The sequence below is a fragment of the Plantibacter sp. CFBP 8804 genome, assembly GCF_014841225.1.
GTDB lineage: Bacteria > Actinomycetota > Actinomycetes > Actinomycetales > Microbacteriaceae > Plantibacter > Plantibacter auratus.
On record NZ_JACYTU010000024.1, the window covers coordinates 15,949 to 34,353 of the forward strand.

General features: G+C 69.6%; 18 protein-coding genes. 12 read left to right on the top strand and 6 right to left on the bottom strand.

All coding sequences use genetic code 11. From position 1 onward, the window contains the following. The first annotated feature begins 14 nt into the window (after positions 1-14). From IFU11_RS19225 to IFU11_RS19235, 3 genes are all read left to right on the top strand, one after another. On the top strand, positions 15-596 hold the full coding sequence (locus tag IFU11_RS19225) for a TetR/AcrR family transcriptional regulator (RefSeq protein ID WP_229939165.1): 582 nt from the start codon (positions 15-17) through the stop codon (positions 594-596). Between the two features lie 143 nt (positions 597-739). After that, on the top strand, positions 740-2,290 hold the full coding sequence (locus IFU11_RS20045) for a S1C family serine protease (RefSeq protein ID WP_371742840.1): 1,551 nt from the start codon (positions 740-742) through the stop codon (positions 2,288-2,290). A 125-nt stretch (positions 2,291-2,415) separates the two neighbouring features. Beyond that, the gene (locus tag IFU11_RS19235) at positions 2,416-3,633 is read left to right on the top strand and encodes a DUF429 domain-containing protein (RefSeq protein ID WP_124767803.1); all 1,218 of its coding nucleotides are present in this window, start codon (positions 2,416-2,418) and stop codon (positions 3,631-3,633) included. A gap of 17 nt (positions 3,634-3,650) precedes the next feature. Here the strand turns inward: IFU11_RS19235 and IFU11_RS19240 are convergent, their stop codons facing one another. Beyond that, positions 3,651-4,139, bottom strand: a complete 489-nt coding sequence (locus IFU11_RS19240; protein WP_192019994.1) for a ribosomal maturation YjgA family protein — start codon at positions 4,137-4,139, stop codon at positions 3,651-3,653. Further along, positions 4,136-5,500 (bottom strand): LssY C-terminal domain-containing protein, encoded by a 1,365-nt coding sequence (locus tag IFU11_RS19245; protein WP_371742841.1) that lies wholly within the window; start codon positions 5,498-5,500, stop codon positions 4,136-4,138. Before IFU11_RS19245 ends, IFU11_RS19240 begins: the two co-directional genes overlap by 4 nt. 63 nt (positions 5,501-5,563) lie before the next feature. On the opposite strand from IFU11_RS19245, the gene IFU11_RS19250 reads away from it, so the two are divergent. Next, positions 5,564-6,847 (top strand): M18 family aminopeptidase, encoded by a 1,284-nt coding sequence (locus IFU11_RS19250; RefSeq protein ID WP_192019995.1) that lies wholly within the window; start codon positions 5,564-5,566, stop codon positions 6,845-6,847. 91 nt (positions 6,848-6,938) lie between these two features. On the opposite strand, the gene IFU11_RS19255 is transcribed toward IFU11_RS19250, so the two are convergent. Continuing rightward, entirely contained in the window at positions 6,939-8,024 is a 1,086-nt protein-coding gene (locus IFU11_RS19255; protein ID WP_192019996.1) for an NYN domain-containing protein, read from the bottom strand. A gap of 201 nt (positions 8,025-8,225) precedes the next feature. Here IFU11_RS19255 and IFU11_RS19260 point away from each other — a divergent pair, with 201 nt between their 5' ends. Together IFU11_RS19260 and IFU11_RS19265 are read left to right on the top strand one after the other, a co-directional pair. Then, the gene (locus tag IFU11_RS19260; protein WP_192019997.1) at positions 8,226-8,483 is read left to right on the top strand and encodes a CopG family ribbon-helix-helix protein; all 258 of its coding nucleotides are present in this window, start codon (positions 8,226-8,228) and stop codon (positions 8,481-8,483) included. Next, positions 8,480-8,824 carry a type II toxin-antitoxin system PemK/MazF family toxin gene (locus IFU11_RS19265; protein ID WP_371742842.1) on the top strand — a complete coding sequence of 115 codons (345 nt, stop codon included), beginning with the start codon at positions 8,480-8,482 and terminating at the stop codon, positions 8,822-8,824. The genes IFU11_RS19260 and IFU11_RS19265 overlap by 4 nt, the downstream gene beginning before the upstream one ends. 21 nt (positions 8,825-8,845) lie before the next feature. Here IFU11_RS19265 and IFU11_RS19270 read toward each other — a convergent pair whose 3' ends face one another. Together IFU11_RS19270 and IFU11_RS19275 are read right to left on the bottom strand one after the other, a co-directional pair. Continuing rightward, complete coding sequence (locus IFU11_RS19270; RefSeq protein ID WP_137243188.1) at positions 8,846-10,324, bottom strand: SulP family inorganic anion transporter; 1,479 nt, start codon at positions 10,322-10,324, stop codon at positions 8,846-8,848. Between the two features lie 130 nt (positions 10,325-10,454). After that, the gene (locus IFU11_RS19275; protein WP_192019999.1) at positions 10,455-11,867 is read right to left on the bottom strand and encodes an aminopeptidase P family protein; all 1,413 of its coding nucleotides are present in this window, start codon (positions 11,865-11,867) and stop codon (positions 10,455-10,457) included. Positions 11,868-12,048: 181 nt separating this feature from the next. Between IFU11_RS19275 and IFU11_RS19280 the strand changes: the two genes are divergently transcribed. Beyond that, positions 12,049-12,432, top strand: a complete 384-nt coding sequence (locus IFU11_RS19280) for a hypothetical protein (RefSeq protein ID WP_198425018.1) — start codon at positions 12,049-12,051, stop codon at positions 12,430-12,432. Between the two features lie 23 nt (positions 12,433-12,455). Here IFU11_RS19280 and IFU11_RS19285 read toward each other — a convergent pair whose 3' ends face one another. Then, complete coding sequence (locus IFU11_RS19285; RefSeq protein WP_079003723.1) at positions 12,456-13,016, bottom strand: Lrp/AsnC family transcriptional regulator; 561 nt, start codon at positions 13,014-13,016, stop codon at positions 12,456-12,458. 174 nt (positions 13,017-13,190) lie between these two features. Here IFU11_RS19285 and IFU11_RS19290 point away from each other — a divergent pair, with 174 nt between their 5' ends. The 5 genes from IFU11_RS19290 to IFU11_RS19310 are packed head-to-tail and all read left to right on the top strand — an operon-like array spanning position 13,191 to position 18,345. Then, positions 13,191-14,774: an ABC transporter substrate-binding protein gene (locus tag IFU11_RS19290; RefSeq protein ID WP_199862383.1), complete on the top strand. Its 1,584-nt coding sequence runs from the start codon at positions 13,191-13,193 to the stop codon at positions 14,772-14,774. Then, positions 14,758-15,831 (top strand): ABC transporter permease, encoded by a 1,074-nt coding sequence (locus tag IFU11_RS19295; RefSeq protein WP_228501403.1) that lies wholly within the window; start codon positions 14,758-14,760, stop codon positions 15,829-15,831. The genes IFU11_RS19290 and IFU11_RS19295 overlap by 17 nt, the downstream gene beginning before the upstream one ends. Further along, positions 15,828-16,709 carry an ABC transporter permease gene (locus IFU11_RS19300; protein ID WP_124767797.1) on the top strand — a complete coding sequence of 294 codons (882 nt, stop codon included), beginning with the start codon at positions 15,828-15,830 and terminating at the stop codon, positions 16,707-16,709. The genes IFU11_RS19295 and IFU11_RS19300 overlap by 4 nt, the downstream gene beginning before the upstream one ends. A 38-nt stretch (positions 16,710-16,747) precedes the next feature. Then, positions 16,748-17,569 carry an ABC transporter ATP-binding protein gene (locus IFU11_RS19305; protein ID WP_124767796.1) on the top strand — a complete coding sequence of 274 codons (822 nt, stop codon included), beginning with the start codon at positions 16,748-16,750 and terminating at the stop codon, positions 17,567-17,569. Beyond that, positions 17,566-18,345, top strand: coding sequence for an ABC transporter ATP-binding protein (locus IFU11_RS19310; protein WP_086472435.1), 780 nt, complete (start codon positions 17,566-17,568; stop codon positions 18,343-18,345). The genes IFU11_RS19305 and IFU11_RS19310 overlap by 4 nt, the downstream gene beginning before the upstream one ends. The last annotated feature ends 60 nt before the right edge of the window (positions 18,346-18,405 follow it).

Here is an 18,405-nt window from a genome sequence, read left to right on the forward strand (position 1 = left end):
GTACGATGTTGCTTGTGTCAAGATCGACGACGACGTACCACCACGGCAACCTCGGGCCGGCGCTCGAGGACGCTGCACTCGAACTCATGCGGACGCAGGGCCATGCTTCGTTGAGCCTGCGGGAGGTCGCACGCCGTGCCGGGGTCAGTCACAACGCGCCGTACCACCACTTCGGCGACCGGACCGCGCTCCTGAAGCGGCTGAGTGAACGCGGCATGGCCGAGCTCTTGGACGCCATGCGCGAAGAGCGGGAGGCGACGGCGGGTCGAGACCCACGGGAGGCGGCCGTCCGGATCGGTTCGACGTATGTGCACTACGCGGCGCAGCACCCGGAGCGGTTCCGCCTGATCTACGACCCCGAAGTCTGTGTCCCCGGCTCACCGAGTGAGGCTATGGCGCCACTCATCGGAGGCGTCGAGGCGCTGCTCGCCGAGACGACGGCGTCGCTGGCCCCCGGCGCCGAGCCGCAGGTCATCGCCGCCCTGACCACGGCGGTCTGGGCGGCGGTCCACGGGCTCGCGGAACTCGTCGTCGCCGGACACATCTCCGAGGCAGCGGCCCGCCCTGCGCTGGAGGCGTTGCTCACGCGACCCTGAGGTGGCGTCTCGCATGGAGCCTGTACACGATCGTCATCCGGGAAACGGTCGGGAAGCTCAAAGGTCGTTCATGGTCGAACCAGACGATTCACTCGGATTGCGGGAGTCAGATGATCTCAGCACCCCCGCCGAGAGGAATCCCCGTGAACACCACCCCAGACCCAGAACGCCCTGAGCCGCGTCCAACGGACGGCACTCGAGCGGCGGAGACGCCGCAGTCGTCCCCCGCTCTCGATCCGTACCAGCCGCCCACCGGCTCGTACCAGCCCCAGCCCGGTGTGGACGTCACTCCCCCGGCCGGCTACCCCGGGAACACGGCCGCGGGTGGTCAACGACGCGAGCCCACGACGCCCTTCGGTTACGCGACGGCTCCCCACGCGACGAGCGGTCAAGTGTGGTCCGGTCATCACCAGGGCCCGCAGGGTCAGTACGGACCGTACGCCGCCGGCCAGGGCCAGTACGCGCCCTCCGGCACCTGGCAGCCCCAACCGTACGGACAGCAGACGATCCCTCAGCCGCTGTCGACCACGGGTACTCCCGCGAAGAAGCAGCCCATCGGCTGGATCATCGCCGCCGCGACGGCCGCCACGGTCGTGTCCCTCGTGACCGGTGGCCTCGGCCTCGCTTCGCTGGCGGCCGGCGCGTTCCAGAGCGTCGCCGCCTCCTCACAGGTGACGGAGACGGTGCCGGACGACGGCGGTCAGAGCTTCCGCGCTCCCGGTGGGCAGCCTGGGCCGCAGCAGGCGACGCCGGATGCCGCGACGGCGAACACCCGGAGTGCCACCGCCGCTGAATCCGTGGGAGTCGTCGACATCGACACCGAGCTGGCCTACCAGGGGGCCGCCGCCGCGGGAACCGGGATGATCCTCACCGCCGATGGCCAGATCCTGACCAACAACCACGTCGTCGCGGGAGCGACGAGCATCGTCGTCACCGTCGTGGCGACCGGAGAGCAGTACGACGCACGCGTCGTCGGGACGGATGCCACGAACGACGTCGCGCTCCTGCAGCTCGACGGCGCCTCAGGGCTGGACACCGTCACGATCGACGACGACGGCGGCGCAGCCGTCGGTGACGCCGTCACCGGGGTCGGGAACGCCGGCGGCACGGGTGGGACGCCCAGCGCGGCGGACGGGTCCGTGACCGCCCTCGAGCAGGACATCACGGTCCAGGATGAGGCGACCGGGGCGGGCAAGCAGCTGACCGGATTGATCCAGACGGACGCGGACATCCAATCGGGCGACTCCGGCGGGCCGCTCTACGACTCGGAGGGCGAGGTCGTCGGCGTCGACACCGCTGCCTCCTCCGGTGGGACCGCCATCGACGGATTCGCCATCCCGATCGACGACGCGTTGTCCATCGTCGACCAGATCCGCACCGGCGTCGAGACCGACACCGTCACGATCGGCTACCCGGCCTTCATCGGGATCGGTCTGGCAGCGTCCGGCGCAGCCCAGACCGTGCCGGGTGCCGTGGTCGGTTCGGTGATCGAGAACACGCCGGCGGCGTCGATCGGCCTCGCAGCCGGCGATGTCATCACCGGCCTCAACGGTGTCGCCATCGACTCCGCTCAGACCCTGACGGCGACGATGGCGACGCTCGAGCCCGGGCAGACGGTCTCCGTCACCTGGACCACGGCGAGTGGAACCTCCCAGACCGCTGACGTGACGCTGATCGAGGGCCCGGTCGGCTGATCGCGTGGTCGGGACGCTCGACGACTCCTCACCTCCGGCCCGCCGCCGGATCCGAGGAGTCGTCGACGTCTGCCCAGTAGGCTCGGGAGGCGGTGCCTCGCCGCGTCCACCGGAAGGAACCGCTCGTGACCCGCTTCCTCGGAGTCGACCTCGCCTGGGGCGAGGGGACCGGCTCCCGCGCGGCGAACGAGTCGGGACTGGTGTGCATCGACGAGACCGGGACCGTCATCGAGGCCGGGTGGGCCGTGGGGATCGACGCCGTCGTCGCCTGGATCGTCGCCACCGCCTCACCGGGCTCCGTGATCGCGGTCGACGCCCCTCTGCTCGTCCAGAACGAGACCGGCATGCGTCTCTGTGAACGTGAGGTCGGGCAGCGGTACGGGCGCTGGCAGGTCTCGGCCTACCCGTCGAACCTCGGCCTGCCCGCGCTCGGTGGTGTCGCGCTCTTCACGGCGCTGGAGGCGGCGGGGTTCCAATACTTCGACGGACTGAGCACGCCGGCGGCGGATGCCGTCGTGTTCTTCGAGGCCTATCCCCACACCACGTTGGTGGGTGCCGAGGAGTTCGGGTATCCGGATGCGCGGCCCCGCTACAAACGCCTCGACCCCGGTCTCCCCGTCGCCGAGCGACGGCGACGCCGCGCGGAGGTCTGTGACGACCTCATCTCGCGCCTGCAGGCGCTGACCTCGGCGACTCCGCCACTCGACCTCGACACCCACCCGGTGACGGCGCTCCTCGTCGCGGAACCGTCGCCGCTGAAGGAATCGGCGCACAAGCACCGCGAGGACCTCATCGACGCGGCCATCTGCGCGTGGACGGCATCCGCTTGGTCCCGTTGGGGGCTCGAACGGTTCCAGGTCCTCGGTGCCTCGGATGCTCCGGACGTCCGTGGGCGTGTTCCGACGCTCCTCGCGATGGCGCGACCCGAACAGCGCTCCAAACCGGACATTCCAATCGGGGCATATTCCACTTCGGCTCCACAGCAGGCATCTTCGCCACCGCTGGAGCCGATCTCCCGGCAACCCATGACAGACCACGAGCTCAACGAAGGACATATGAAGAAGAAGGCATACGCGCAGGACGACGCTCCGGCGGAATCGAACACGATCGAGTTCGTCCCCGGCGGAGCGGCGAACGCCGACGCGTCACCCGCGGCCTCGACGCGAGCGCCCTCCCCCGCTCCGACGACCGTCGAACTCCTGCGCAGTGCCACCTGGCACCTCGAGCACGCACGGGTGGTGGGCCACCCCGACGACGTCGAGTTCGAAGCGGCGAGGTCGGCGTTGGCGGAGGCCGTCTTCGACCTCGAGCACGTCCAGTACGGGGAGACGACTCGCGGCTAGGGCACCCGTCAGGCGGGTCATGAGTCCGATCGGCGCCGCGCCGCCCGGTCCGCCCGTGTGCGTCGTTCGAGGATGTCGTTGCGAACCCAGCGGATCACCAGCGACATGGCGAGCGACAGGAACAGGAACGCCGCCGCGCCCAGGGCGTAGGAGATGAAGTCCGTCGGGATGAACGTCGTGCCGAGCACGAGCGCCGAGGGCGGCCACTGGTCCGCGAGTGCGGCCGGCACGCCCGTGGCCTGGAAGCACTCGATCGCCGCCGAGAAGCCGAACGCGCCGAGGGCGATCTGCCACAGCGGACGCCGTGGGGCGGCGAAGGCCAGGAGGAGCGCGACGAGCACCGTGTAGAGCGCGTTGGTCACGGGGTTCGCCCAGGCCGCTGCCACCGACCAGTGCACCGTCAGCCCGGCGACGATCGTGATGATGGCTGCGCCGAGGAGCAGCGCGCGCTTGAGCGAGGTGGCGGGGCGTGGCCCCTCGTCCGTCTGGTCGGGTGCGTCGGTCATGCTTTCGTCCTCCGGGTGCGTCGTTGTCGCCCACGGGCCCAGTCACGGGCCTCGGTTCCGGAGAGGGCGAGGATGATGGAACAGTCGACCGCGAAGCCGATCAGGTTGGTCTGCAGCGTCAATCCGCCGGCGCCGGCGACATAGCTCGCGGCGAGGGTGGCGATGGACGTCGAGCTGAAGGTCATGGCGAGCAGGCGCGCGAGGTTGCCTCCCCGATGGACCCGCCAGGCGAGGACGAGGTAGCAGAGCGTCACCACGGCCGACAGGGCCAGCACGGCTCCGACGACCCACGGGATGAGGACGACGTCGTCGGCCGTCGCGGCCGTCGCGCGGGCCTCCGAGATGACCTGCTTCCAATCGGAGACCAGGAGGACACCGGAGAGCACGGTGGACAGTGCCGCGACGACCATGAGGACCACACCGACGGTGGTGTCCAGGGGCCGCGGGTCGCCGGCCCGGAGGAGGGAGCGCGTCGGGGGAGCGTCGGCGGCCGGCAGGGTCGCCGCCGGCGGCACGACCACGGCGCTGAGATCGATGATCGGCAGGTCGCCGTCGGTGACGATCGCGTCGCCTCCGCCGTTCCGCGAGTGGTAGCCGGTGGAGAAGTTGTCGATCACGGACGTCGACGCCCCGAGGTCCGCGGCCGCGATCGACGCGACGATGTGATCGCGTTCGTCGTCGACGTCGTCGGCGATCCGATGGGTCACCTGCAGGGTGAAGACGCTGATGCCGACCGATCTGTCGTACGTCCCGGCGGCCAGCCAATCCGCCTGGTAGCCGCCCGGGAGCAGCCAGCCCTCGGGGGTCGGCCAGAACCGGACGTGGTGCCGCTTCCCCGGACTGCCGTCGACCTCCTGCTGGTAGCAGAACGCCTGGGGACGACCGAACAGGTAGAGCGACGAGACGGGTGCCTCGGAGTAGCTGCGCCTGGTCAGCGTCGAGGTCACGATCCGCAGGTTCGCGCGCAGGCCGAGGTCGTCGGCGAGCGTCCAGCCCGCCGAGAGCATCGCCATGTGGATCTGCTCCTCCCGACCTCGGAGGCCGAGGTTCACGGGATCACCGAGGATGCCCTCGCGCGTGCGGGTGCGTCCGATGAAGTAGTCGGGCAGGTAGACGCGCGACAGCACGGTGTGCAGGCGGGGGAGGATCAGGTAGGCGATGACGAGGTAGATGACGAGGATGAACCAGGCTTGGGCCCAACCGCGGGCGAACGCCTCGGTGAGCAGCACGTACGCCAGGAAGACGGCCGCCGCCGTGCCGAAGGCGAAGAACCAACCGTCGACGATGCGTGCGATCCGTCCGCGACGATCCTCGGACAGGCCGCTTGCGGGCCCGATGAGGTCGCTCCGGGTCTTCGTCACCCGTCCAGGGTAGGGCCTGGTGCATCCACGTGCCGGGTGCGTGGGTGGTGGGAGGATGATGGGATGGACTCCGTCGCCCACATCACCGACCTCGCCGACTTCATCGTCGCCTCACCCACCTCGTATCACGCGGTCGCGGAGAGTGCTCGGCGCCTCACGGCGGCCGGCTTCACCCGGCGGCTCGAGACCGAGTCCTGGGACGGCGGCGCCGGCCGGTTCTTCGTCGAACGCGAGGGCGCGGTGATCGCCTGGGTGCAATCTGAGCAGGCCCACGCCACGACGCCGTTCCGCATTCTCGGCTCGCACACGGACTCGCCGAGCTTCAAGCTCAAGCCGAAGCCGACGACCGGCGCCCACGGGTGGCTGCAGGCCGGGGTGGAGGTCTACGGCGGACCGCTCCTCAACTCCTGGCTCGACCGCGAGCTCGAACTCGCCGGACGCCTGGTGACGCTCGACGGGACCGTGCACCTCGTCCGGACCGGCCCGTTCCTCCGCATCCCGCAGCTCGCCGTGCACCTCGATCGAGGTGTCAACGACGGCCTCGTCCTCGATCGCCAGCGCCACCTGCAGCCGGTGTACGGGGTCGGTGACCTCGCCCACGCCGACGTGCTCGCGCACCTGGCGGCGATCGCAGGCATCGATCCCACCGCGATCGCCGGGTACGACGTGCTCGTGGCCGACACCCAGGAGCCCCGGCTATTCGGTCTCGACGGTCAGCTGTTCGCCGCCGGACGCATGGACAACCTGACCTCGGTCCACGCCGGACTCGCGGCGCTGCTGGCCGCGAGTGACGGGGGAGCGACCGACGACGCCGCACACATCACGGTCTTCGCCGCCTTCGACCACGAGGAGCTCGGTTCGGCCTCGACGTCCGGTGCCAGCGGTCCGTTCCTCGACGACGTCCTCACCCGCATCGGCGCATCGCTGGGCGGGACGACGTCCGAACGGCTCCAGGCCTATGCGGCCTCCTGGTGCCTGTCAGCAGACGCCGGCCACGCGATCCACCCGAACTACCCGGAGCGCCACGACCCGGCCAATCGGCCGATCGCCGGTGGCGGGCCACTGCTCAAGATCAACGCGAACCAACGCTACGCGACCGACGCCCTCGGGGCCGCGCTGTGGGCCCGGAGCTGCGCCGCCGCAGGTGTGCCCTCGCAGGACTTCGTGTCGAACAACACGGTGCCGTGCGGCTCGACCATCGGTCCACTCACCGCGACACGGCTCGGCATCCGGACGGTCGACGTCGGGACGCCGCTGCTGTCGATGCATTCCGCCCGCGAGCTGTGCCACATCGACGATCCGACCGCCCTGAGTGCAGCGGTCCAGGCGTTCTTCCGAGGCGCCTGAGCAGCGCCGCAGCAGGACATCCGCGCGGGAACAGGACGCCCGAAGGCGGACGGTCCTGCTGCGGCGCTGATCTCCGGCTGCGGGGCCGGCCTCAGCCCAGTTCGCGCAGTCGCAGACGACGTCCGTCGGGGCTCGCGTCCGGGTTCACCTCGACGAGGTCGGAGCGGGAGTTGATGAAGTCGCTGAACGAGCGGTAGCCGAGCGGCTTCTCCTTGAACGCCGGATCCATGCGGATCATCTGGTTCTTCACCTCGGCGTTCAGGAGCCAGTCCTCGTCGTCGTTCTTGGCGTGCACGAGGCGGAGCGCACGAACGAGGAGCTCGGTCGCCGCGCGCTGTGCGTCGGGGCCGGAGGGGTCCGCGGTCTCGTCGTCGGTGTCGTCCAGGTCGTCGGCGTCGCGGTGGCTGAAGACCGGCTCGGTGAAGAGGCCGCCGATCCGCGGAGGTGTCTGGGCGACTGGTGCTTCGGCCGTCGGCGTGGACCCGGACGAGGCGCGACGACGCCCGCCGGACTTGGGCGTGGACTTCGGTGTCTCCTCAGCGGAGACCTCCGCCGTGCTCTCGACGGCGGCAGGAGTCCGGGGCGTGCGCGTGACGACCGGGCGGACGATCCCGGGGATGTCGTCGTAGTCGGAGAACTCGTCGCACGCCGCCATGAGGGCTCGGCTCGTCGCGCCTGCGACACCGATCCCGATCACGTGGCGTCCGAGGCGTCGGCAGCGCTGGGCGAGTGAGATGTAGTCCGAATCGCCTGCGACGATCACGATGTGCGTGAGGTCGGGGAGGCGGAAGAGGTCCTCGACGACGTCGACGGCGAGGCGGATGTCGGCACCGTTCTTCATCGCCTTCGTCGTGGGGAACATCTGCGTCAGGTCGACCGCGCGGTCCACGAGGTCCTTCTGGTACGCGGAGTTGACCGGCTCGGACCAGTCGGCGTAGGAACGGCTGATGACGATGTTCCCGAACGACGAGGTGTAGTCGAGGATGGCGCCCACGTCGACGCGAGCGGCCTGCAGGCGCTCGGAGATCTCATCGCCTTCGGGTGCGGCGGAGGGCACGTGGGACCGCGCGCGATCCCGGCTGAACGCCGCCTTCCCGTAGAGCTGGTTGTAGCGCGAGATGACGATGTTGTCGAAGTCGATGTAGACCGCGACTCTGGGCGTTCCGGTTTCTGCCATGACTCCATCATCCTCTGGTGGCCTGCGAATCGGCGACTTCAGTCCTCCACAGCCCGGCTTGCGGGGCTCCTCTCCACCGCTGCTGCGCCGGCCAGGCCGTGACCGACCTGGGCTGCGTACCGTGGTCGCATGCCCAGTCACGCCGTCGACATCTTCAGCCCAGGGTCGCAACCCAAGTTATACCCGGTTATACTCTCACCTGTGAAGACCGCCATCTCGTTGCCCGATGAACTGTTCACCCGCGTCGAGGCTCGCGCCGCCGAGCTCGGTGTCAACCGGTCCGAGTTCTTCGCGGCGGCGGCGAGTCGGTATCTCGACGAGACCGATGCCGCCGGTCTCACTGACGCAGTGGACACCGCGCTGCGGCATGCGGGAGTCGCTTCGGCGGAGGAAGCACGGGGCGTCGCCGCGGCCGGACGCGACCGCCTTGCCGGACTCACTGCCGGAGACGATTGGTGATCCGCCGCGGTGACATCCGGTGGGTCGATATCGGCCCTCGCGAACGGGGGAGTGCGCCCGCCGGTCGGCGCCCGGTCGTCGTCGTCCAACATGACGCCTACACGCGGAGCGCACTCCGGACCGTGATCGTCGCGGTCGTCACGTCGAACACGGCGCTCGCCGAGCTCCCGGGCAACGTGTTCCTCCCTGCGACGGCTTCCGGCCTGCCGAAGGACTCGGTCGTGAACACCACGCAGCTGCTCACCCTCGATGAGGACGACCTCGGTCCGGCCGCCGGAAGGGTGCCCGTCACCCTGTCACTGGATCTGGACGCGGGGCTCCGGCGAGTGCTGCACCTCTGAGGTGGTGCCGGAGCGATCGGCTCAGAGGTGGCCGGTGAGCTTCCCGTGGAAGGCCGAGCTGCGTTCGTCGAGTCCGGTGAACACGACCTCCTTGCCGTGCGCGGCGTACTTCTCCTGCACAGCGTCGAGGACGGCGACGCTCGAGGCGTCCCAGATCTGCGAGGCGGTGAAGTCGACGACGACGTCCGCGGGATCGGCCGCGTAGTCGAACTGTTCGACCAGGTCGTTGCTGCTGCCGAAGAACAGGGGGCCGATGACGCTGTAGCGGACGGAGGCGGCGTCGTCCGCGAGGACCCGGCGGACGCGGATCACGTGGGCCACGCGCCGCGCGAAGAGCACCATCGCGAGGACGGCTCCTGCAGCGACGCCGATCGCGAGGTTGTGGGTGATGACGACCACCGCGACGGTCACCACCATCACGACCGTCTCGGGGATCGGCATCCGTCGCAGGGTCGACGGGCGCACGCTGTGCCAGTCGACGGTCTTGATGGCGACGATCATCATCACGGCGGCCAGCGCGACCATCGGGATCTGCGCCATCACCGGGCTGAGCGCGGTCACGAGCAGCAGGAGGAAGACGCCGGCGACGAAGGTGGAGATCCTCGTCCGAGCGCGGCCCAGTTTGACGTTCACGACCGTCTGACCGATCATCGCGCAGCCGGCGATCCCGCCGTACCAACCGGCCAGGATGTTGGCGACGCCGAGTGCCCATGACTCGCGCCCCTTGGACGACGTCGTGTCGGTGATGTCGTCGACGAGTTTCGCCGTGAGGAGGGTCTCCATGAGCCCCACGAACGCGACGCTCAGCGCGGTCGGCCAGATGATCCCGAGCGTCTCGAGGTTCAGCGGCACGAGCAGCGCGGTCAGCCCGGGGAGGCCGCCGGAGACGTCGCCCTGGTCGCCGACGGTCGGCACGGCGGCGTGCGCGATCATCGTGATCGCGGTGACGACGACGATGGCGACGAGCGGCGCCGGCACCGCGGTGGTGAGCTTGGGGAGCAGCAGGACGATCAGCACCGTGATGACGAACAGCGGGTAGACGAGCCACGGGACGCCGAGCAGGTGGGGGACCTGGGCGACGAAGATGAGGATGCCGAGCGCGTTGACGAAGCCGATCATCACCGAGCGGGGGATGAACCGCATGAGTCGGGAGAGACCGGTGACGCCGAACACGATCTGGATGAGGCCCGCGAGGATCACCGCGGGGAGCAGGTACTCCACGCCGTGATCCTTGACGAGCGGCGCGACGACCAGGGCGACGGCTCCCGCGGCGGCCGTGATCATCGCCGGGCGCCCGCCGAGGATCGACATCGAGATCGCGAGGACGACGGAGGCGATGAGGCTGACCTTCGGGTCGACGCCGGCGATGATCGAGAAGGAGATGACCTCGGGGATGAGCGCCAGCGTCGTCACGATCCCGGCGAGGATCTCGACACTGAAAGCCCTGGGGTTCCGCAGGGTCGCGATGACGCCGGGGCTCGGGCGGACGGCGGTGCGCATGGGCGCGTCGGGCTGACTCACCGTGCAAGCCTAGGCGCGTTCACAACGCAGGACGCCCCGGCGAGTCGCTGCTCGCGCCGAACGGAAGGGCCGCGACACGCGGCGACCGTCCTGAGTCGTGAACCGTCGGTCAGCTCCGCAACCAGGCCTCGAGACCGTCCGCGCTGATCGGGAGCGCTGCGGAGAGGACCTCGTGGCCGGTGGCGGTCACGAGCAGGTCGTCCTCGATGCGGACGCCGATGCCGCGCAGTTCCGGCGGCACGGTGAGGTCGTTCGCGTGGAAGTAGAGGCCGGGTTCGACCGTCAGGACGGCGCCCGGTTGCAACGGCTCGTCGAGGTACCGCTCGTCACCGATGCGGGCGCAGTCGTGCACGTCGAGTCCGAGATGGTGGCCGGTGCCGCTCGGCAGGTAGCGGCGGTGCTGCTGGCCGTTCGGCGACATCGCCTCGTCGACCGACACCTGCAGGATGCCGAGGTCGCGGAGGCTCGTGGCGATCTGCTCGTAGGCCGTGTTCCGCATGTCGATGAACGACCGGCCGGGGCCGACCTGCGACATCGCGGCGCGGTGGGCCCGCTCGACGTGGTCGTGGACCTCGCGCTGGGCCGCGGTGTAGGACCCGCTCGCCGGGAAGGTCCTCGTGACGTCGGCGGTGTACAGCGAGCGCGCTTCGACACCGGCGTCCATGAGGATGAGGTGCTCGGGGAGGACCGGACCGTCGCAGCGCGTCCAGTGCAGCGTGGGAGCGTGTGGTCCGCTGCCGATGATGGTCGAGTACCCGACACCGTTGCCGAAGGTGCGGGCGTGGCGCTCGAAGGTCGACTGCAACCAGCGTTCGCCGCCGAACTCGATGGCGGCGGACAGTTCGCGTGCCACGGAGCGGAACCCGCCGACCGTGGCGTCCACGGCGGCGCGGAGCTGCGCGATCTCCCAGTCGTCCTTGACGAGCTTCGCGGCGGACAGGGCGATGAGGAGCGCTCGCGACGCCGCGAATCGACCGTCGACCCGGGGTTCCGGGGCGCCTGCGCGGAGCGCGTCGGCGGGCACGAGCGCGAGGGACTCCTCCAGCACCTCGAGTGAGCGGACCTCGATGCCGAGCGCCTCCGCCCACTGGGGGAGTCCGGCGGACGGGCCGATCCAGAGCTCGCCGCGCATGGCGTCGGCGTAGAACGCCTCCTCACCGGGACCGACGGGCTCGGCGAGGTACAGCGTCGCGTCGTGCCCACCGGCGGTCGGCTGCATGACGAGGACCGAGCCCTCCGCCTGACAGGAGGTGAGCCACACGAAATCGCTGTCGGGCCGGAACGGGAACTCGGTGTCGTTCGCGCGCGTCACGGCGCGTCCCGCGGTGACCACGAGCCAGTGGCCGGGGAACTGGGCGCTGATGACGTCGCGGTGACGCCCTGCGGCTGCGCCGGCACCCTCGGCGAGGTCGACGGAGCGGTCCACTGCGCCCCAGCCCGTCGCGAGGTACTCGCGGAACGCGTCGTCCCGGGGGAGTGGCTGGGTGCGGGGGTCGCGGAACTGCAGGCTGTCTGGACACATGGAGATCAGTAAGCCACCCGAGGTGGACGCCGTCAAGCTGCGGGTCCCGGAGCCACCGGAACATCTCGTCCGTACCGTCTGATCCGGCGTTTCGTCCTGTCCGACCGGCTCAGGCGACCGGCGGGATGGACGGATCGTCGGCAGGTTGACACCTGTTCGGACGCCTCCGCAGAATGACGGCATGACAGGAACCGCCGACACCGGCACCAGCGCCACGCTCGATTTCAACCTCGACGCGAAGGTGTTCGACATGGTGTCGTCGTCCGCGAGCGTCGTCGACGCCGACGCGCCCACGCGATTCGTCTACCACGAGACGCACGGCGTGCTCTGGGGCGAATACGTCGGCGACACCGTCTCCGTCGGACGGTTCTGCGGGGTGCGCACCGGCGAACGCATCGACATCTCGTTCGTGCACCGCAATCGTGCCGGCGACCTGACGACGCGCGGCGAAGCGAGCTCGATCATCTCCCGCGCCGAGGACGGCTCGTTCGTCCTCACCGAGGACTTCATCGGCCCGGACGGGCAGGCCCACGTCAGCGTCTGTCGGGAGATCGCCGCCGCCTGAACCGGCCAGCCACCCTCGCTGGGTCAGCGTCCGCGTCGCTCCGGCACCCGCTGGGCGCGCTCGTCGCTCGTGCGGACGAACCGCGTCATGCCGAAGCGCTCGCCGGAGTCCTCGACGCTCGTGCGCTCGGACCTCGTCATGCGGAGCGACACGTTCGACCGCTCCTCGTCCATGAGGAAGACGGTCGTCGTCGCCTTGATGGACGGCCACTGCGCGAGCCGGGTGGCGACCAGTTCGTGGATCGCCGCCACGTCGGGGGCCCGGATCAGCATCATCGCGTCGTGCTCGCCGGTCGTGACGGCGAAGTACTCCAGCTCCGGGACCGAGGACAGCCGCGCGCGGAAGTCCGCCCATTGGCTCTGGCGCAGCGTGATGAAGACCATGGCCGCGACACCGAGCCCGACCGTGGCCGGCTCGATCTCCGCGTGGACCCCCTTCAGGACGCCGGCGCGGAGCATCGCCTCGTAGCGCGAGTAGGCGTTCGAGCGGGAGATCCCGAGTTCCTCCGCGAGTGCGGCGACCGAAGCCCGCCCGTCCTCCCGGAGCAGCTCCAACATGCGGATGTGGGTGTCGTCGAGTTGCATCGATTGCTCCAAACGTCCAGATTCAGCGGTGGTCCTGGCGGTCGATTGAGAGGATATGGCAGATTCGCCGCGAAATCGAGACAATTCTTCTTTGGTAACGGCTTGTGGATTGACGAATGATCGCGTATCGCACTACTTTCAGCTCATCCCTCCAACCAGATAAGGAGCTCCACCTTGTCACGATCCTTCAGCCGCACGAGCCGGCGCGGCATGGCGGCCCTCGGCCTCGCCCTCGCCGCCGGCCTCGCGCTCAGCGCCTGCTCCCCCTCAGGTGGCTCCGATGACAGCGCGGGCAAGTCGCTCGTCGTCGACGCGTCCTTCGACCTCAAGACCGCCGACCCGAACCGCGAGTACGAGACGACCGGCTCGATCGTCGCGAAGGCGCTCTACGAGACCCTCCTCACCTTCAAGGGCGACGACGTCACCGCCCCCGTCGACGGCCTCGCGAGCTACGAGATGAACGCCGACAACACGGTGATGACCCTCACGATGAAGGACGGCAAGAAGTTCTCCGACGGCTCCGACGTGACCGTCGACGACGCGGTGTTCTCGCTGCAGCGCGTCCAGGGCGTGAAGGGCAACCCGTCCTTCCTGCTCGACGGCGTCACGATCGAGAAGACCTCGGACACGACCCTCACGCTCACCTCGGCGACGCCGAACCCCGCCCTCCCGTTCATCCTGCCGAACCCAGCCCTCGGCGTCGTGAACAAGAAGGTCGTCGAAGAGAACGGTGGCAGCGCGACCGCCGACGACGCGGCCGAGTCGTTCCTCAACACCACTTCCGCGGGCTCCGGCCCGTACAAGCTCGAATCCTTCGACGCCGCCTCGCAGGTCGTCTTCACGGCGAACCCCGAGTACACGGGGACCAAGCCCACGTACGAGCGCGTCGTCCTCCGCAACGTGCAGGGCCCGACCCAGAAGCTCAACGTCGAGGCCGGTGACTCGCAGGTCGCCCTCGACCTGAACCCCGACCAGGTCTCCGAGCTCGACGACTCGAAGGTGAAGATCATCGCGAACCCCTCGCGCTACATGATCTTCCTCATGCTCAACCAGGACCCCGCGATCAGCGACATCACGAGCAACCCGAAGTTCCTCGAGGCCGTCAAGCTCGGCATCGACTACGACAAGATCGTCGACCTCGCCGGCGACGGTTCCGTCCGTCCCGGTGGCTTCATCCCCTCGATCTTCAACGGGGCGCTCGACGCGGCCGACGGCAACCAGTTCGACGCCGATGCGGCGAAGGCGGCCCTCAAGGAGTCCGGCTACGCCGGTGAAGCCGTCACGCTGAACTTCCCGAACGACATCACGGTGCAGGGGCTGTCGCTCCAGAGCATCGCCGAGTCGGTCCAGGCGCAGCTGAAGTCGGTCGGCATCACCATCACGCTGGCCCCGGCTCCGGTCGCCACCGAGCTGGACGCCTACCGCGACGGCAAGGAGACCGTGGGTCTCTGGTACTGGGGCCCGGACTTCCCGGACCCGTCGAACTACCTCGCGTTCACGCCGGGTGAGCTCGTCGGCCTCCGCGCGGGCTGGCCGGCCGGCGCCGACCCGACCGTGACCGACCTCGCGAACGCGGCGCTCGCCGCGACCGACACGGACGCCCGTGCCGCCGCGTACCAGGACCTCCAGAAGGCGCAGAACGCGAGCGGACCGTTCATCCCGCTCCTGCAGCCGGCGCAGAACGTGGTCACCGCGACCACGATCACCGAGGTTCCGCTGAACCCGACGTGGACCGTCGATCTTGCCGGAATCAAGTAGCGTCGCACCGACGACGTCCAGCGCGCGAGCGGGTCTCCACCCGCTCGCGCGCTACCTCGGCATCCGGCTCGGACTCACGGTCCTCCTGATGTTCGGGGTGACGCTCGTCACCTTCACGCTGACCAACCTCGTCCCCGCGGACCCCGTGCAGGCGGCGCTCGGTGAGCAGGCCGCGGCTGATCCGACGATCGTCGCGCAGTTCCGCGAGAGCGCCGGCCTCGACAAGCCACTGCCCGTCCAGTACGTCACGTACGTCGCGAACCTGTTCCAGGGTGACCTCGGGACTTCGCAGCAGACCCGCGGCGCCGTCGCGGACGAACTCGGTCGTGCCTTCCCGGCCACGGCCGAGCTGGCGCTCACCGCCATCGTCATCTCGATCATCATCGGCGTCGGTCTCGGCATGTGGGCCGCGCTGCGCCGCAAGACGATCACCGACCAGGTCATCCGGGTCGTGAGCCTCATCGGCATCTCGGTGCCGTCGTTCTGGCTCGCACTCGTCGTCTACTTCGTGTTCTTCTCCCAGCTGCACTGGTTCCCGGGCTCCGGGCGGCTCTCGCCCGCGGCGATCCCGCCGCCGAAGGTCACCGGGATGTACACGATCGACGCGTTGCTCGCCGGCCAGTGGTCGACCTTCGGCGACGCCATCGCCCACCTGATCCTGCCCGCCTCGGTCCTGGCGCTCTACACGATCGGTCTGCTCACCCGGTTCGCACGGTCGGCGATCCTCGAGGTGCTCGACCTCGATTACGTGCGTGCAGCGCGGGCGAAGGGCCTTCCCGGCCACGTCGTCGTGACCCGGTACGTCCTCCGCGGGGCACTCGTGCCCATCATCACCGTGCTCGGCGTCGCGTTCGGGTCGCTGCTGTCCGGGACGGTCCTCGTCGAGAAGGTGTACTCGTGGCACGGCCTCGGCGAGTACGCGTACTCCGCGGCGACCAAACTCGACCTGCCCGCGATCATGGGCGTCGGGCTCATCGTCGGCTTCGTGTACATCGGCCTGAACTTCCTGGTCGACGTGCTGTACGGCTTCATCGACCCGAGAGTGAGGGTGGCATGACCGACGTCCTCGCCGTCCAGACCAAGCGCAAGGGCCGCCTCCGCATCTCGAAGCAGCTGCGCACCCCGCTCGCCGTCGCGGGTGGTGTCATCGTGCTCTTCTGGTTGCTCGTCGCGGTGCTCGCGCCGTGGATCCGGCCGTTCGACCCGCTCGCCCAGGACTTCGACCGGCTGCAGGCCCCGAGTGCCGCGCACTGGTTCGGCACCGACCAGGTGGGCCGCGACGTCCTGTCCCGGGTCATCAGTGGCGCGCAGGTCTCGATCCCGCTCGCCCTCATGCTCGTGATCTTCGCGATGCTCATCGGTTCGCTCCTCGGGGCGATCGCCGGCTACTTCGGCAAGGCCCTCGACGAGACCATCATGCGGATCGCCGACCTCGTGTTCGCGTTCCCGACGATCATCCTCGCGATGGTCATCGCCGCTGCGCTCGGCCCGAGCCTCACGAACGCCGTCATCGCGATGCTCATCGTGTCGTGGCCGGCGTACGCCCGCGTGACGCGTTCGCTCGTCATCGGGGCACGAGGCGCTGAGTACGTCATCGCCGGTCGTCTGCTCGGCAACGGGCCGTTCACCTCGCTCGGCAAGGACATCCTGCCGAACGTCGTGTCGCCGGTCGTCGTGCTCGCCACACTCGACGTCGGTACGGCCATCCTGCTGCTGTCGGGTCTCTCGTTCCTCGGCCTCGGTGCCGTCCCGCCGACGCCGGACTGGGGCGCGATGGTGTCCGACGGGGTGCAGAACTTCTCCTCCTGGTGGATCGCGGTCTTCCCGGGACTCGCCATCCTCACGGTGGTGCTCGCCTTCAACTTCCTCGGCGACGCCCTCCGCGACGCCCTCGACCCCCGGTCGCAGGAAGCCGTACAGGGGCGCGCGCTGTGAGCGGCGAGCACGGAGTGACCGATCCGAAAGGACGCGACATGACGCAGGCAGCAGGCGGCAGCGGTGGCGGGATCGTCATCGAGGGGCTCACGCTCGGCTTCGGTCGCGGCGCCGCCGCCAAGCAGATCCTCCGCGGCATCGACCTCGAGGTGCCCGCCGGTCGCATCACCGGGCTGGCCGGTGAGTCGGGGTCCGGCAAGACCATGACCGGGCTCGCGATCTGCGGGCTCCTGCCGGCCGGCGCGGACCTCGGCGGCAGCATCCGCTTCGACGGCACCGAACTCGTGGGGCTCAAGCAGCGCTCCATGAACCGGTACCGCGGCACGGAGATCGCGATGATCTTCCAGGACCCGACCGCGAGCCTGCACCCCATGCTCACGGTCGAGGCCCAGCTCGTCGACCACTACCGGCACCACACGGGGGCTTCGAAGGCGGCCGCCCACGCGCGGGCGCTCGAGATGCTCGGCCTCGTCGCCGTCCCGAACCCGGAGGCGGCGCTGCGCAAGTACCCGCACCAGTTCTCGGGCGGACAGCTGCAGCGCATCGCGATCGCCTCGGCGCTCATGTGCGAGCCCTCCGTGCTCATCGCCGACGAACCGACCACCGCCCTCGACGTCACGGTCCAGGCCGGCATCCTCCGCCTGCTGCGGAAGCTGTGCGACGAGCTCGGGATCGCGATCATCCTCGTCACCCACGACCTCGGGGTGATGTCGGCGCTCGCCGACACGATCGCGGTCATGCGGCTCGGCGAGATCGTCGAGCACGGCAGCCGGTACCAGGTCATCACCGATCCGCAGCACGAGTACACCAAGGCGCTCATCGACGCGCTGCCCGACACGGGAACGGAGGCGGCGTCATGACGCTGCTGCACCTCGACGACGTCCACGTGACGTACAAGCTGCCCGGTCGCGGCACGCTGAACGCGGTCGACGGCGTGAGCTTCGACCTCGAACCCCGACAGGTGCTCGGGCTGGTGGGGGAGTCGGGCTGCGGCAAGTCGACCCTGGCGCGAGCGGTCTGCGGCCTGGAACCGACCTCGGGTGGCGCGATCACGTTCAACGGGACGCCCATCGGCAAGCTGGGTCTCCGGAAGCGCGCACCCGAACTGCTGCGGATCCAGATGGTCTTCCAGAACCCGTACGCCTCGCTGAACCCGCGACGCACGATCGGGAGCCAGATCGAGGACGGCCTCCGGGTCAACCCGGTGCGCGACGCCTGGGACGTCGGTCAGCTGCTCGAGCACGTCGAGCTCGACGCCGCCAGCCGCACCCGCTACCCGCACCAGTTCTCGGGCGGCCAGCGGCAGCGCATCGCGATCGCCCGGGCCATCGCGGCGGGCCCCGAGCTGCTCATCGGCGATGAGCCGATCGCGTCGCTCGACGCCTCCCTGCAGGCACGGGTGGCGAAGCTCATGCGGAAGCTGGCGGTCGAGACGGGCGCGGCGCTCCTCTTCATCAGCCACGACCTGTCCGTCGTGCGGGTCATCGCGGACGACGTGGCGGTCATGAGCGCCGGTCGCATCGTCGAGCACGGTCCGGTCGACCGCGTCTGGTCCGACCCGCAGGACGCCTACACGCAGCGGCTCCTCGCGGCGATCCCGGTCGTCGACGGACTCGGCACCCTCCCCGGCGCCTAGCCGGACCCCTGCTCCGTCCCTGTCTCAGGAGCGTCTCGGCGTGTCGGGTCCCCCGCGCTC

Excerpts from the sequence above, each read along its gene's own strand:
- IFU11_RS19240 (WP_192019994.1), bottom strand. The coding sequence starts at position 4,139 with ATGACCGACGCACCCGACCAGACGGACGAGGGGCCACGCCCCGCCACC.
- IFU11_RS19250 (WP_192019995.1), top strand. The coding sequence starts at position 5,564 with ATGGACTCCGTCGCCCACATCACCGACCTCGCCGACTTCATCGTCGCC.
- IFU11_RS19255 (WP_192019996.1), bottom strand. The coding sequence starts at position 8,024 with ATGGCAGAAACCGGAACGCCCAGAGTCGCGGTCTACATCGACTTCGAC.
- IFU11_RS19270 (WP_137243188.1), bottom strand. The coding sequence starts at position 10,324 with ATGCGCACCGCCGTCCGCCCGAGCCCCGGCGTCATCGCGACCCTGCGG.
- IFU11_RS19275 (WP_192019999.1), bottom strand. The coding sequence starts at position 11,867 with ATGTGTCCAGACAGCCTGCAGTTCCGCGACCCCCGCACCCAGCCACTC.
- IFU11_RS19280 (WP_198425018.1), top strand. The coding sequence starts at position 12,049 with ATGACAGGAACCGCCGACACCGGCACCAGCGCCACGCTCGATTTCAAC.
- IFU11_RS19285 (WP_079003723.1), bottom strand. The coding sequence starts at position 13,016 with ATGCAACTCGACGACACCCACATCCGCATGTTGGAGCTGCTCCGGGAG.
- IFU11_RS19300 (WP_124767797.1), top strand. The coding sequence starts at position 15,828 with ATGACCGACGTCCTCGCCGTCCAGACCAAGCGCAAGGGCCGCCTCCGC.
- IFU11_RS19305 (WP_124767796.1), top strand. The coding sequence starts at position 16,748 with ATGACGCAGGCAGCAGGCGGCAGCGGTGGCGGGATCGTCATCGAGGGG.
- IFU11_RS19310 (WP_086472435.1), top strand. The coding sequence starts at position 17,566 with ATGACGCTGCTGCACCTCGACGACGTCCACGTGACGTACAAGCTGCCC.